This is a genomic window from Zhouia spongiae, from assembly GCF_022760175.1.
GTDB classification, from domain to species: Bacteria; Bacteroidota; Bacteroidia; order Flavobacteriales; family Flavobacteriaceae; genus Zhouia; species Zhouia spongiae.
On the sequence record NZ_CP094326.1, the window covers coordinates 878,543 to 892,799 of the forward strand.

At 40.6% G+C, this 14,257-nt stretch carries 13 protein-coding genes; 7 read left to right on the top strand and 6 right to left on the bottom strand.

All coding sequences use genetic code 11. The features are described from left to right. The first annotated feature begins 109 nt into the window (after nt 1-109). The 3 genes from MQE36_RS03855 to nadD are packed head-to-tail and all read left to right on the top strand — an operon-like array spanning nt 110 to nt 2,145. Nucleotides 110-976: a YicC/YloC family endoribonuclease gene (locus MQE36_RS03855; protein WP_242937856.1), complete on the top strand. Its 867-nt coding sequence runs from the start codon at nt 110-112 to the stop codon at nt 974-976. After that, a complete protein-coding gene (gmk, locus tag MQE36_RS03860; protein ID WP_242937857.1) occupies nt 977-1,564 on the top strand; it encodes a guanylate kinase in 588 nt (195 codons plus the stop codon). It begins immediately after the preceding gene. After that, nucleotides 1,564-2,145, top strand: coding sequence for a nicotinate (nicotinamide) nucleotide adenylyltransferase (nadD, locus tag MQE36_RS03865; protein WP_242937858.1), 582 nt, complete (start codon nt 1,564-1,566; stop codon nt 2,143-2,145). Before gmk ends, nadD begins: the two co-directional genes overlap by 1 nt. A 27-nt stretch (nt 2,146-2,172) precedes the next feature. Here the strand turns inward: nadD and lysM are convergent, their stop codons facing one another. Next, nucleotides 2,173-2,670: a peptidoglycan-binding protein LysM gene (gene lysM / locus MQE36_RS03870; RefSeq protein ID WP_242937859.1), complete on the bottom strand. Its 498-nt coding sequence runs from the start codon at nt 2,668-2,670 to the stop codon at nt 2,173-2,175. A 164-nt stretch (nt 2,671-2,834) separates the two neighbouring features. On the opposite strand from lysM, the gene MQE36_RS03875 reads away from it, so the two are divergent. Next, entirely contained in the window at nt 2,835-3,377 is a 543-nt protein-coding gene (locus MQE36_RS03875) for a 3-hydroxyanthranilate 3,4-dioxygenase (RefSeq protein WP_242937860.1), read from the top strand. A gap of 60 nt (nt 3,378-3,437) precedes the next feature. Then, nucleotides 3,438-4,991 carry an L-piperidine-6-carboxylate dehydrogenase gene (gene amaB, locus MQE36_RS03880; protein ID WP_242937861.1) on the top strand — a complete coding sequence of 518 codons (1,554 nt, stop codon included), beginning with the start codon at nt 3,438-3,440 and terminating at the stop codon, nt 4,989-4,991. Nucleotides 4,992-5,141: 150 nt separating this feature from the next. Here amaB and pckA read toward each other — a convergent pair whose 3' ends face one another. Together pckA and MQE36_RS03890 are read right to left on the bottom strand one after the other, a co-directional pair. Continuing rightward, the gene (gene pckA / locus MQE36_RS03885) at nt 5,142-6,752 is read right to left on the bottom strand and encodes a phosphoenolpyruvate carboxykinase (ATP) (RefSeq protein ID WP_242937862.1); all 1,611 of its coding nucleotides are present in this window, start codon (nt 6,750-6,752) and stop codon (nt 5,142-5,144) included. Between the two features lie 90 nt (nt 6,753-6,842). Continuing rightward, complete coding sequence (locus tag MQE36_RS03890) at nt 6,843-7,232, bottom strand: DUF423 domain-containing protein (protein WP_242937863.1); 390 nt, start codon at nt 7,230-7,232, stop codon at nt 6,843-6,845. 84 nt (nt 7,233-7,316) lie between these two features. Here MQE36_RS03890 and MQE36_RS03895 point away from each other — a divergent pair, with 84 nt between their 5' ends. Both MQE36_RS03895 and MQE36_RS03900 read left to right on the top strand, forming a co-directional pair. Further along, nucleotides 7,317-8,687 carry a saccharopine dehydrogenase family protein gene (locus MQE36_RS03895; RefSeq protein ID WP_242937864.1) on the top strand — a complete coding sequence of 457 codons (1,371 nt, stop codon included), beginning with the start codon at nt 7,317-7,319 and terminating at the stop codon, nt 8,685-8,687. 147 nt (nt 8,688-8,834) lie between these two features. After that, nucleotides 8,835-9,305: an Lrp/AsnC family transcriptional regulator gene (locus MQE36_RS03900; protein ID WP_242937865.1), complete on the top strand. Its 471-nt coding sequence runs from the start codon at nt 8,835-8,837 to the stop codon at nt 9,303-9,305. Between the two features lie 490 nt (nt 9,306-9,795). On the opposite strand, the gene MQE36_RS03905 is transcribed toward MQE36_RS03900, so the two are convergent. The 3 genes from MQE36_RS03905 to leuS all read right to left on the bottom strand — a co-directional run bounded on the left by MQE36_RS03905 (nt 9,796) and on the right by leuS (nt 14,143). Then, a complete protein-coding gene (locus tag MQE36_RS03905) occupies nt 9,796-10,491 on the bottom strand; it encodes a zinc metallopeptidase (RefSeq protein WP_242937866.1) in 696 nt (231 codons plus the stop codon). Between the two features lie 86 nt (nt 10,492-10,577). Continuing rightward, the gene (locus MQE36_RS03910) at nt 10,578-11,330 is read right to left on the bottom strand and encodes a PepSY domain-containing protein (RefSeq protein ID WP_242937867.1); all 753 of its coding nucleotides are present in this window, start codon (nt 11,328-11,330) and stop codon (nt 10,578-10,580) included. Next, nucleotides 11,330-14,143, bottom strand: coding sequence for a leucine--tRNA ligase (leuS, locus tag MQE36_RS03915; protein ID WP_242937868.1), 2,814 nt, complete (start codon nt 14,141-14,143; stop codon nt 11,330-11,332). The genes MQE36_RS03910 and leuS overlap by 1 nt, the downstream gene beginning before the upstream one ends. Nucleotides 14,144-14,257: the final 114 nt, after the last annotated feature.

The window sequence follows — 14,257 nt, forward strand, 5'->3', positions numbered from 1 at the left end:
TCACACTACAAAACCTGTAAAATGCATCTGATTTCCTGAAGGTCTCTCTTATTGAATTTTCAATGAGATAAATTTTAATGTACTTTTGCATAACTTTTAAAATCAGAGCATGATACAATCCATGACCGGTTACGGGAAGAATGTAATTCAACTTCCGAACAAAAAAATAACCATCGAGCTTAAATCATTAAACAGCAAAGGCCTCGACCTTAATGCACGTATACCATCTCAATACAGGGAAAAAGAGATGGAGTTACGCAATACTATAGCCTCCTCATTAAAAAGAGGCAAAGTAGACTTTGGATTGTATGTAGAAATTACCGGTGAAGAAACCTCATCGTCTATCAATATACCTGTTGTTAAAGAATATATCCGGCAGCTAAAGGCTGTTTCTCCTGATGCCGGTGACAATGAGGTAGAATTCATGAAAATGGCCGTAAGACTTCCTGACGCGCTTAAAACAGAACGCGAAGAGATCGACGAAGAAGAGTTCCATGCAATTGCTGATGCCCTTAACAGCGCTTTGAAAGAGATCAACAAATTCAGGACTGAAGAAGGAGAAGCGCTGAATAAAGATTTTCTTATCAGGATCGATAATATCAAAAACCTGCTGAGCGAGGTGGAAAAACTGGATCCTGAACGCTTAAACGCTGTCAGGGAACGTTCAACCAAGGCCATCGCCGACCTAAAAGAAAATATAGATGAAAACCGTTTCGAACAGGAGCTTATCTACTATCTGGAGAAACTGGATATAACCGAAGAAAAAGTCCGGTTAGCAAATCACCTCGACTATTTTATGTCTACCCTGAAATCTAAAGAATCTAACGGCAGGAAACTTGGCTTTATCTGTCAGGAAATAGGCAGGGAGATCAATACTATGGGGTCGAAAGCCAACTATGCTGCTGTACAGCAATTGGTAGTTCAGATGAAAGATGAGCTCGAAAAAATAAAAGAACAAATCTTAAACGTATTGTAAATGTCTAAAGGCAAACTCATTATATTTTCCGCTCCTTCCGGCAGTGGAAAAACCACTATTGTCAAACACCTGCTTCAACACCCCGAATTGAACCTCGAATTCTCAATATCTGCCACTACACGTGAGGCAAGAGGTGAAGAGAAAGACGGGGTTAATTATTATTTCTTATCATTAGACACCTTCAAGCAACATATTAAAAACGGAGATTTTGTAGAATGGGAAGAAGTGTACAGAGATAATTTTTATGGCACTCTAAAAACAGAAGTAGAGCGTATTTGGGCGAAAGGTAAAAATGTAATCTTCGATATTGACGTGGCCGGAGGCTTACGAATAAAAAGGAAGTTTCCGGAAGAAACCCTGGCTGTTTTTGTAAAACCGCCCAGCATAGATGAACTAAAGATCCGATTGAAGAAGCGGAAAACAGAAAGCGAAGATAAAATAAACATGCGCATTGCAAAGGCATCTGTTGAATTGGCCACAGCCCCTCAGTTTGATACTATCATTAAAAATTACGACCTCAATACTGCCAAACAAGAAGCTTACGATCTGGTAGCTGATTTTACAGGCATTAAAAAAGGAAATCAATAATGAAACGAACGGGACTTTATTTCGGTACTTTTAACCCTATCCACATAGGTCATCTGGCCATTGCCAATCATATGGTTGAGTTCTCCGAACTCGAAGAGGTTTGGTTTGTCATAACACCGGTAAGTCCTTTTAAAAAGAAATCGTCATTATTAGACAATCATCACCGGCTAGAAATGGTATACATGGCTACAGAAGGTTATGCCAAACTTAAACCTTCTGATATTGAATTTAAAATGGAGCCTCCGTACTATACGGTAAACACTTTGGTGTATCTGGAAGAAAAGTATCCCGATCACAAATTCTCCCTAATTATGGGAGAAGACAACATAAAAGGGTTTCATAAATGGAAAAATCACGAAGTAATACTTGAAAAGAACGACCTTTTTGTATATCCGAGGCTATCTGTAGGTGAAACCGTTCCTGCTTTTAAAGAACATCCTAAAATACATTTTGTCGACGCCCCCATTATGGAAATCTCTGCCTCTTTTATCAGAAAGAGCATTGCAGAAGGAAAAAATATTAAACCCCTGTTACCGGAAAAGGTATGGGATTATATAGACAGAATGAATTTTTATAAATAAAAAGGCTGAAAATTCAGCCTTTTTTATTTACGCTTCTGTTACAGGTATACGAAGTACCTGTCCCGGGTAGATCTTATCCGGATCAGAAAGCATTGGCTTATTGGCTTCAAAGATTACAGGATACTTCATGGCATTTCCGTAAAATTTCTTAGCAATCTTACTTAATGTATCACCACTGACAACTGTATGGAACTGTGCTTCCGGCTCGGTATGTTCAACTTCCATCCGGTCGTCGACAACGGCTATACCCACGCTGTTTCCGACAACGAGCACGGTCTTCTCTTTATTGGTCTGATCGTATGCCAACCCGGTTACAACCGCCGTATCACCTTCAATCGAAACATCCAGATTCTGGACTTTCAACCCTAAGTCGTTTATAGTTTCTTCCAAGCGTTGCTCCGCTGCGGCTATTCTTGCCGCTTCGGCCGCAGCTTTATCAGCCGCTGCCTGTGCTTGTTTTTCTGCTTCAGTGGGGTAGCCAAAAATTTTGGCTCCTGCATCTTTAATAAATGAAATCAATCCCATTTTTATTCATTTTAGTGTTTATTCAATGAAAATAAGGAATCTGCCTTCTATATCCAACAGTAGTCATGTTAAATAATGATTATACATTCTAAAAAGCTTTCATTAAAACATTTAATCGTATTTTCACTATTCCGTAACTTTATACCATAAATCATAAAATAGCCATGAGTGTTAAAAGACCTTTTAATTTGTTGCAATGGGTTAAAGAGAATAAAGACCTGCTTAAACCACCTGTAAGCAACAAAAACCTTTACAAAGAATCTGATGATTACATCGTTATGGTTGTAGCCGGACCGAATGCCCGAAAAGATTATCATTATAATGAAACTGAGGAGTTATTTTATCAGTTAGAAGGAGAAATAGAAATACTCATACAAGAGGATGGACAAAAAAAAGTAATGAAGCTGGAACCGGGAGACATGTACTTACATCCTGCCGGAACACCTCATTCTCCGGTAAGAAAAGAAGGATCGGTGGGGTTGGTTATCGAACGAAAAAGAGCCGGAAAAGGTTTTACTGACGGATTACTCTGGTATTGCGATCATTGCAATGAAAAACTACACGACGTCTATTTTGAATTGCACGATATCGAAAAAGACTTCCTTCCATATTTTAAAACTTTTTACAGTTCAGAAGAACTCAGAACCTGTAATCATTGCGGAACCATAATGCCTGTTGATAAACGTTTTACGACGGACAATGATTAAGCAATTATTTATTTGTACATTCGTAGAAATTTATAACAAAAACACTAAAAAAAGTTACAAATGTCAATAGTTGCTACAGATTTTGGTATTGAAGAAGCCTTGAAAAGTTTGGGAGTTAATGACCTAAATGAGGGTACCTCTACAGGCATTCAATGGTATTCAAATGGAAGTGAAATTACATCTACATCTCCGGTAGACGGACAAGTGATCGGGAAGGTAAAAACCACTACAAAGGAAGATTACGAAAAAGTTGTAGAAACTGCCCAACAAGCTTTTAAAACATGGAGAACCCTACCGGCTCCCAAACGTGGAGAAATTGTTCGTCAGTTTGGTGAAAAACTACGTGAATACAAGGAACCCCTGGGGAAACTGGTTTCGTATGAAATGGGTAAAAGTTATCAGGAAGGCCTAGGTGAGGTACAGGAAATGATCGACATCTGTGACTTTGCTGTTGGACTCTCCCGTCAATTGCACGGTTTAACCATGCATTCGGAACGACCGCTGCACAGAATGTACGAACAATACCATCCGCTGGGGATCGTCGGAATCATTTCAGCTTTTAACTTTCCGGTGGCTGTTTGGTCCTGGAATACCGCTTTGGCATGGGTATGTGGCGATGTCTGCATCTGGAAACCTTCTGAAAAAACTCCGCTAACGGGAGTTGCCTGTCAGAACCTAATAGCAGAAGTCTTAAAAGACAATAATATGCCTGAAGGCATCTCTTGTTTAATTAACGGGGATTATAAGGTTGGTGAGTTGATGACTCATGACAACAGGGTTCCGCTCATATCTGCGACAGGCTCTATCAGAATGGGTAAAATAGTTGCTCAGGCTGTTGGGGCACGCCTGGGTAAATCGCTCCTGGAACTCGGGGGCAACAACGCTATTATCGTTACTCCTGATGCCGATCTTAAAATGACAATCATTGGTGCTGTTTTTGGTGCAGTTGGTACTGCCGGACAGCGATGTACATCGACCAGGAGACTGATTATACATGAATCTGTTTATGATACTGTAAAGGAAAAACTGGTTGATGCTTATAAGCAATTACGTATCGGGAACCCATTAGATCAAAACAATCATGTGGGTCCGGTAATCGACAAGGATGCCGTTAAAATGTATCAGGCCGCTTTGGAAAAAGTAGTTACAGAAGGCGGGAATATTCTTGTAGAAGGAGGCGTACTGGAAGGAGACGGTTTTGAAAGCGGATGTTATGTAAAACCCGCAATTGCTGAAGCGGAAAACCATTTTGAGATTGTACAGGAAGAAACTTTTGCACCGATCTTATACCTGATGAAATATTCAGGCGATGTTACAAATGCGTTAGAGTTGCAAAACGGGGTAAAACAAGGACTTTCATCTGCTATTATGACAACGAACCTCCGTGAGGCCGAACAATTTTTAAGTTATGCGGGTTCCGATTGTGGGATTGCCAATGTGAATATTGGTACTTCAGGGGCAGAAATAGGAGGTGCATTCGGTGGCGAAAAAGAAACAGGTGGTGGTCGTGAGAGTGGATCAGACGCTTGGAAAGTTTATATGCGCCGTCAAACCAATACCATAAATTACTCTACAGAACTTCCGCTGGCTCAGGGAATAAAATTTGACCTGTAACACAAATCATCAAACATCTTAATAACACCAAGCCGGTTCAAGTTTATTGAACCGGCTTTTGGTTCAACAATAAAATCTTGAGTTCCCGCTCATAAAAAAGGGCCGCCAATGAAATGACAGCCCCTTTTATCGCATCAATTATAAAACAAATTAAACCAGAGGTCCTCCGGCTTTTATCTCATCATTGGCAAAAGATTCAAACTTTTTGAAATTCTCCTTGAAAGCATTTGCCAACTGATGGGCTTTTTCATAGTACCCTTGATCATTGCCCCACGTTCTCCTTGAACTTAAAACTTCCGTAGGCACATTAGGACACGATCTTGGCTGAGCCAATCCGAAAACGGAATGAATATGATAATTTTCGTAATTTATCTCATCTGGCAATACACCGTTCATTGCAGCTGTAATCATGGCCCTTGTGTATTTAAGCGCCATCCGCTTGCCGACTCCGTAGGGTCCACCGGTCCATCCGGTATTTATAAGCCATACATTCACTCCGGCCTCCTTCATTTTCTTACTCAGCATTTCGGCATACACAGTTGGGTGCAAAGGCATAAAAGGCGCTCCAAAACAAGCTGAAAAACTTGGTACAGGTTCGGTAATTCCGGCTTCTGTTCCCGCTACTTTGGCCGTATATCCTGAAATAAAATGATATGCTGCCTGACCGGGAGTTAACTTAGAAATAGGAGGTAGTACTCCGAAAGCATCAGCCGTTAAGAAGAATATATTCTTTGGATTCTTCCCTATCGATGGCTGTTGAATATTTTCAATATGATAAATCGGGTAACTGACCCTGGTATTTTGAGTAATCGAAACATCGGCAAAGTCAACCACTCCATTCTCATCCATGATTACATTTTCCAGGATAGCGCCATTTTTTATTGCACCATAAATCTCCGGTTCGCTTTCGGCAGAAAGGTTAATCGCTTTGGCATAGCACCCTCCTTCAAAATTAAAAATGGTATCCTCAGGAGTCCACCCGTGCTCATCATCCCCTATCAGTTTTCGATTCGGGTCGGCTGACAAGGTTGTCTTACCGGTTCCGGAAAGGCCAAAGAAGATAGAAGTATCTCCTTTTACCCCCACATTGGCACTACAATGCATAGGAAGTGTATTATGATATACAGGCAATAAGAAATTCAAGGCAGAAAAAATACCTTTTTTAATTTCACCCGTATAGCCGGTACCTCCGATTAAGGCAATCTTCTTCGTAAAATTTAAAATAGCGAAGTTATGCTGGCGTGTTCCGTCTGCTTCAGGTTCTGCCATAAAACCGGGTGCATTTACTACCAACCAGTCTTCCTTGAAATTATCCAGTTCGGCCTCTTCAGGACGCAAGAACATATTATAAGCAAACAAATTACTCCAGGGATATTCATTAATTACCCTGATGTTCTGCCTGTACTTCTGATCAGCACAAACATAACTGTCTCTTACATAAACATCTTTTTCCGAAAGATAAGCCACAACCTTATCGTATAGCTTATCAAACTTTTCAGGAGCAAAAGGAATATTAATATCTCCCCACCAGACCTTATCGTTGGTTATTTCGTCTTTGACAATAAAACGATCTTTAGGCGAACGACCCGTAAACTCTCCAGTATTGATGGCTAATGCTCCCGAGGAAGCTTCCTTACCCATATCTTTTTCGATCGTAATGCTGTGTAGCTCTTCTGGTGAAAGCTGATAATACACATTGGCATTATTTATTCCATACTTCTTTAACGAAATGTGATTCGTTACCAGGGAATTTGTAGCCATAATAACTGTTTTTTGTGTTAGTTTGTTTTAAGCGTTTTTACAAGGCAAAAATATGAAATTATAGCTACTACAACGTTTGAGTTGTGATGATTATTTAGTTTTTATAGATAAAACGTTAAATATTAACATTCCCCATGCAATAATCAGAAGCAATCCGCCTATCGGAGTAACAAATCCTATCTTTTTAAAATCAAATGATGATAAATCGTTAGTCGCCAATCCGTAGATCGAGCCGGAAAACAGTATAATTCCTCCCACGACGAGATAAAAAATAGTCATTTTAGCTCCATTGTTCAGATACCCAGTACCTCCGACGAATAATAAAAGTAACGCATGGTACATCTGATAGCGAACACCGGTCTCGAAAGTGTTAATTGCATCAGCATCTACTAATTTTTTCAGACCATGAGCACCAAAAGCTCCTAAAATTACCGCCAGCATACCTAAGATGGCAGCAACACTCAAAATTGTTTTGTTCATAACTTTACAAGGGAAATTTTTTATAAATATAACAAATTGCTACATTCGTGTTATATAATTCAAAAATACAGAACTTACAACAGAATGAGAAACATTTTAATCATTGGAGCGGGTAAATCAATTTCATTTTTAGTACGGTATCTATTAGAGAAGTCTGAGAAGGAAAATTTATTTCTTACTATAGCTGACATTCAGCTGGAGAATGCCAGGGTATTGGTAAGAGATGCTTCAAATGTTGAATTACTCAAACTAGATATATTTAACGAATCCGAGCTTAAAACAGCTATAGAAAAAGCCACTATTGTCATATCGATGGTTCCGGCTCGATTTCATATTCAAATAGCTAAAGAATGCCTGGATCAGAAGAAAAACCTGATTACAGCCTCCTACGTAAGTGACGAAATGAAAGCCCTCGACGAAGAAGTTAAGAATGCCGGTTTGGTATTTATGAATGAAATCGGACTCGATCCGGGCATCGACCATATGAGCGCCATGAAAGTGATTGATGAAATACGCGATAAAAATGGCAAAATGATTTTGTTTGAATCATTTACCGGCGGCTTGGTAGCTCCGGAAAGCGATAATAATCTCTGGAACTATAAATTTACCTGGAACCCTAGAAATGTTGTTTTGGCCGGTCAGGGTGGCGCCGCCAAATTTATACAGGAAGGCGCCTATAAATATATCCCGTACCATAAATTGTTCAGGAGGACTGAGTTTCTTACTATTGAAGGTCATGGCAGATTTGAAGGCTATGCAAACAGGGATTCCCTGAAATACCGTTCTGCTTACGGACTTGACGATGTATTGACGTTATACAGGGGAACCCTCAGAAGGGTTGGTTTTTCTAAAGCCTGGAATATGTTCGTGCAATTAGGAATGACTGATGACAGTTATGTTATTGAAGACTCTCAAAATATGAGCTACCGCGATTTCACCAATGCCTTTTTGCCATATTCTCCCTCTGACGCTGTTGAATTAAAACTCAGACACTACCTGAAAATCGACCAGGACGATATTATGTGGGACAAACTGGTGGAACTCGATCTCTTTAATAAAGACAAACGTGTTGAACTTGAAAAAGCTACGCCTGCCCAGATACTGCAAAAAATACTGGAAGACAAATGGACACTCTCCGAGAGCGACAAGGATATGATTGCCATGTACCATAAGTTCGGTTATGAAGTGAATGGAAAGAAACACCAGATAGATTCTACTCTGGTCGTAACCGGGGAAGACAAAACCTATACGGCCATGGCTAAAACTGTAGGGCTTCCGATTGGTATTGCCACCTTACAAATCTTAAATAAACGATACACAACCCCGGGGGTTCAGATTCCTCTTAACAAAGAACTCTACCTCCCGGTATTAAATGAACTGGAAACATACGGTATAAAATTTAACGAAAACATACTACCCTACCAGGGATACAACCCCAACAATGTGGCTGGTTAAACAACATGCTCAATCTCAACAATGACTTTTAAAACCCGCCGGCTTAGGGTTTGTTACCAGGTGTGTTTTGCCTTCGTCCGGCACAGACTCTATAGTTTCATATTAAAACCTATTTTGTAACTTTACTTTCAATTTATCACTCACACGATGAAAGTAAACGACGATAAAATAGAAATAGACGGTATAGACAAAGAAATTCTTCGTTTTCTAATGGAAGACGCTCGCAAACCGATTTTAGAAATTGCACGAAAGATCGGTATCTCAGGAGCTGCTATCCATCAACGATTGAGAAAGCTGGAACAAAGCGGCCTGATTGCAGGCTCTAAATTTATAATCAATCCGAAAGTACTGGGCTATACTACAATGGCATTTATAGGCATCTACCTCGATAAAGCCATGCGAAACCCCGAAGCTGTAAAGCAGCTGCGAAAGATTCCTGAAGTACTCGAATGCCATTACACCACCGGAAACTGGAGCATCCTGGCAAAGATCATCTGTAAAGACAACGAACATCTTATGAACCTGTTAAATCACAAGATTCAGAGCATAGAGGGGGTTTCAAGAACCGAAACATTTATATCGCTGGCACAACAAATTGACAGGCAAATAAGTATATAAACACGGCGGAGCGAACCCAAGATTAGCGGTATTCTTCATCAACATTAACACCTTGCACTTTAACTATAGCAAACTACCTCGGGGCATTAAAAGGAAAACCTAAAAAAGAAGAATGGATGTGTTCACAGACCTTCACTCAAATCACTACAGTATTATATAAAAACAGGCATATCCTTCCTGATATGAGAACAGGCCAAGCCATGTCTTCACCATACTGATTCCAGATGGGATACATGGAAGCTACGGACTTGAACGGAATTTATGGCATCTAAGAAAGGCATAATTGATGTTTTTTTGACATCTTCTAAGCGACACCGCAAATTTAGATGAATATAAAGAAAGTAATCATTAAAATCAATATTTACCTCTGAAAACAACGTTAGCCTCCTGTGAGTTTTATCAAGAAGCTGATGGCTTGAGCTGAGTAAGAAAAAACCGTCCGGCATATACTCTCGGACGGTTTTTTTTAGTATGTTTTAATATCAAGGACTTAATCCCTGCTTCCAAACACCTGCAAGGCCCAGTATACGAGATTTGCAAGAGCTCCTATGGCAGCAACCACATAGGTACGTGCAGCCCACTTTAATGAATCTTCGGCAGCTTTATATTCCTGCTGACTCACCATGTTTTTGTTTTGCAACCAGGCTAAAGCCCTGTTACTCGCATCATACTCTACCGGAAGTGTAACAAAACTAAAGAGTGTTGCCATTCCCATAAAGACAAGTCCGGCTACCGCTACCCAGTACCCCATTCCAACACCAGAAGCAGCTCCTAGTATCAATCCACCAATAACAAGCCATTGTGACATTCCCGAAGTAACGCTTACCACAGGCACAAGCTTAGAACGCATTTCCAGCCATTGGTAGGCCTGTGCATGTTGCACGGCGTGCCCACATTCGTGTGCCGCTACTGCTGCAGCTGCTGCATTTCGTTGATTGTATACTGACTCACTAAGGTTTACTGTTTTATTTTTCGGGTTGTAATGGTCCGTAAGCATTCCCGGAGTTGAAATAACCTTTACATCATAAACACCATTATCTGCAAGCATTTTCTCGGCAATTTCCTTTCCGCTCAATCCGTTTCTCAGGTACACCTGAGAATAATGCTTGAATTTGCTTTTAAGTTTAGAGCTTACAAGCATGCTTATAAGCGCAATACCACCAATAAGAATATAATATCCTAACATATTTCAAAAATTAACTGTGATAAATATACAATGAAGATATCAAAAATCCGGCCGTTTTAGCTCGGTTTTAACAATCTGTACTTTTGTCAGTTCTTGAGCTTTTTCTTTGTCTTTCTTATCGTTGGTGATGAAATCCAAAAAAGCATAAATCCTGACAAAATGGTCAACATCCCTAAAACTGAAAAGAAACGCAATACCCAGTTAGTGATATAATCGCGGCTTTCATAATCCATGGTATGCAACATCCAGAGAAAATCAAAACGTCTCCAATTATTATTCCGGATACTGGTAATCCGGTGTGATTGCGTAGAAACATACACCGAAGTTTCTTCTTCATTGTTAAAAGTAACTACATAAGCCGGCAATGGCTTTCCCCGATATTCATGATGAGCATTAACTCCATCTTTTAAATATTCAACAGTCTTCACTTCAAAGACATCGGTTAAACCCTTTGTCGCAATTAAAACCGCCTGCGTTTCAGATACCGGCCTCATGATACTCAAATCACCAAGGCTGTATACCAGGTTCTGAATATGACCGGAAATCTTCACTTTCAGCAAAGCAAGCTCATCGACACCATTGTTGTATGTCTGAAAATCCTGCAATACAGCATCTGTTTTTAAGCTGTCCAATGCCGACTGGATATGGTGTAAATTCGCATTTTCAGTCACCGGATAGGGAGCGTGCCTGTAGGTGTCGCCATGCACATCATCCATGTCATTCCAGGAAAAATACAATCCGCCCAATGTCCAGAAAAAAAACTGGATGCCTATAAAGACACCCAGATACCTGTGTATTTTACGCGTTTGATAATGTAAGCTTCCCTTAAAGAATTTCATTACCCGACAATATTAATTATTTTGCCCGGAACCACAATTACCTTTTTAGGCGCTCTGCCATTTAACTGGGTTTTGGTGCGATCGTCTTCTAAAATAATCTTCTCTATTTCTTCTTTCGAAAGATCGAGTGGCAGTTCTTTTTTGAAACGCATTTTTCCGTTGAATGATACCGGATATTCCTTACTGCTTTCTACGAGGTGTTTTTCATCAAATACCGGCCACGAAGCTGTAGCTATTGATTCATCATGCCCCAAACCGGCCCATAATTCTTCAGCAATGTGTGGTGCATACGGTGATATTAAAACAGCCAATGGCTCTAAAACAGCACGCTCGTGGCATTTTTGTGCTGTTAACTCATTCACGGCAATCATAAATCCTGAGACTGAGGTATTAAATGAGAAGTTGCCGATATCTTCTGTTGCTTTCTTAATGGTTTTATGCAAAGTCTTTAATGAATCTTTCCCCGGTTCGTTATCGGTAACGATTAAGCCGTTATCATCAAAATACAAACGCCAAAGTTTCTTTAAGAACCCTGCTACCCCTGTAATACCGGCCGTATTCCACGGCTTCGCTTGTTCTAATGGCCCTAAGAACATTTCGTACAAACGCAGGGTATCCGCTCCGTATTCATCGCAAATATCATCCGGATTTACTACGTTGTACTTCGACTTGGACATTTTTTCAACTTCGCGTCCAACAACATATTTGCCTTCTTCAAGAATGAACTCAGCATCTTTAAACTCAGGTCGCCAGTTTTTAAATGCTTCAACATCTAATTCATCCGAAGCGTTTACAAAAGACACGTCGGTATGAATTGGCTGTATATCATAATCTCCTTTTAACCCTTTTGATACAAATTTATTTTCACCTTCTATTCTATACACAAAAGCACTCGTTCCCAGGATCATTCCCTGGTTGATGAGTTTCCTGGCAAATTCATCGACAGGCAACAAGCCTCTGTCGAAAAGGAATTTTTGCCAGAAGCGGCTGTACAGCAAGTGTCCGGTAGCATGTTCACTTCCGCCTATGTACAAGTCGACATCTTTCCAGTAATTTAATGCCTCCTGTGAAGCAAATTCTTTTTCGTTAGCGGCATCCATATAGCGGTTAAAATACCACGAAGACCCTGCCCAACCCGGCATGGTATTCAGCTCTAACGGAAATACCGTTTCATGATCTACCAGATCGTTTGAAACTACTTCATGTTTTTCCGTATCCCAGGCCCACACACCGGCATTCCCCAACGGCGGCTCGCCTGTTTCTGTCGGCAGGTATTTCTCTACTTCCGGCAAGCGAATCGGCAGATATTCGGCTTCGATCATTTGCGGCAGTCCGTTTACATAATAAACAGGGAACGGTTCTCCCCAATATCGCTGACGGCTGAATACAGCATCACGCAGACGGTAATTAATCTTACCTTTTCCTTGGCCCATTGCTTCAAGCTTCTCAATTACTTTTTGGGTCGCTTCTTTATATCCTAATCCGCTAATAAAATCGGAATTGGCAATTTTTGTATTGTCTTTATCGGCAAAAGCTTCTTCAGAGATAGCTACCCCATCAAAAATATTTTTAATCGGAATATTGAAGTGTTTTGCAAAATCGTAATCACGCTGATCGCCACACGGTACCGCCATTACAGCACCTGTTCCGTAACTTGCCAGCACATAATCACCTATCCAGACCGGAATTTGCTCTCCGGTAAAAGGATGAATCGCATAAGCTCCGGTAAACACACCCGAAATGGTTTTCACATCGGCCATTCGGTCTCGTTCACTACGTTTTGCCGTAGCATCGATATAGGCTTCAACTTCGGCTTTTTGTTCGGTTGTTGTAATCTCTTTTACCAGGTCCAGTTCCGGTGCCAGCGTCATAAAGGTAACTCCGAATATGGTATCCGGACGCGTGGTGAACACTTCTATCATTTCGTTGTGTCCATCAATCTTAAATTTCACCGACGCCCCTTCCGAGCGCCCGATCCAATTGGTTTGCGATTCTTTTAGCGGCAAGGGCCAGTCAACTTTGGCCAGTCCGTCTAACAAACGTTGTGCATAGGCAGTAATCCGCATACTCCACTGCATCATTTTTTTACGTATTACCGGATGCCCCCCACGTTCTGAAACGCCATTTACAATTTCATCATTCGCCAGCACAGTACCCAATGCAGGACACCAGTTTACTTCGGTCTCCGCCAGATAGGTCAATCTGTATTTTAAAAGAACGGTTTGTTTTTCTTCTTCAGAAAAAGACTTCCACTGATCGGCAGTAAAAGCTTCTGCATCTTCATCACAAACAGCATTTACGTCCGTATTCCCTTCCACTTCAAACGTTGCAATTAAAGTTGAAATATCTTCGGCCTTATCCGCATCAATATTGTACCATGAATTGAATAACCGGATAAATATCCACTGTGTCCATTTATAATATTCAGGATTAGACGTTCGCACTTCGCGGCTCCAGTCGAAAGAGAACCCGATTTTATCCAACTGTTCGCGGTATCTTGTAATATTGGCTTCTGTTGTAACTGCCGGGTGTTGCCCTGTCTGAATAGCGTATTGTTCAGCAGGTAGTCCGAAGGAATCATACCCCATCGGGTGCAATACATTATATCCCTGATGACGCTTAAATCGCGAATAGATATCACTGGCTATATATCCAAGCGGATGCCCTACATGCAATCCTGCCCCTGACGGGTAAGGAAACATATCGAGCACATAATATTTTGGCTTGTCGCTGTTATTTTCAGCTTTAAATGTTTTGTTTTCTCTCCAATACTTCTGCCACTTGGCTTCAATTTCGTTGAAATTGTACTTCATCTTTATTAACTTCTGTATAATGACGGCTATGCCTCCTAAATAAATATCATAATTCGGTGGGCAAAAATACGATTAATGCATGACTCTGAAAAAGAAATAGATACTTCTTTAAGC

Coding starts and splice junctions, on each gene's coding strand:
- MQE36_RS03855 (WP_242937856.1), top strand. CDS start 110: ATGATACAATCCATGACCGGTTACGGGAAGAATGTAATTCAACTTCCG.
- MQE36_RS03875 (WP_242937860.1), top strand. CDS start 2,835: ATGAGTGTTAAAAGACCTTTTAATTTGTTGCAATGGGTTAAAGAGAAT.
- MQE36_RS03900 (WP_242937865.1), top strand. CDS start 8,835: ATGAAAGTAAACGACGATAAAATAGAAATAGACGGTATAGACAAAGAA.
- MQE36_RS03895 (WP_242937864.1), top strand. CDS start 7,317: ATGAGAAACATTTTAATCATTGGAGCGGGTAAATCAATTTCATTTTTA.
- pckA (WP_242937862.1), bottom strand. CDS start 6,752: ATGGCTACAAATTCCCTGGTAACGAATCACATTTCGTTAAAGAAGTAT.
- nadD (WP_242937858.1), top strand. CDS start 1,564: ATGAAACGAACGGGACTTTATTTCGGTACTTTTAACCCTATCCACATA.
- gmk (WP_242937857.1), top strand. CDS start 977: ATGTCTAAAGGCAAACTCATTATATTTTCCGCTCCTTCCGGCAGTGGA.
- MQE36_RS03905 (WP_242937866.1), bottom strand. CDS start 10,491: ATGTTAGGATATTATATTCTTATTGGTGGTATTGCGCTTATAAGCATG.
- lysM (WP_242937859.1), bottom strand. CDS start 2,670: ATGGGATTGATTTCATTTATTAAAGATGCAGGAGCCAAAATTTTTGGC.
- leuS (WP_242937868.1), bottom strand. CDS start 14,143: ATGAAGTACAATTTCAACGAAATTGAAGCCAAGTGGCAGAAGTATTGG.
- MQE36_RS03910 (WP_242937867.1), bottom strand. CDS start 11,330: ATGAAATTCTTTAAGGGAAGCTTACATTATCAAACGCGTAAAATACAC.
- MQE36_RS03890 (WP_242937863.1), bottom strand. CDS start 7,232: ATGAACAAAACAATTTTGAGTGTTGCTGCCATCTTAGGTATGCTGGCG.
- amaB (WP_242937861.1), top strand. CDS start 3,438: ATGTCAATAGTTGCTACAGATTTTGGTATTGAAGAAGCCTTGAAAAGT.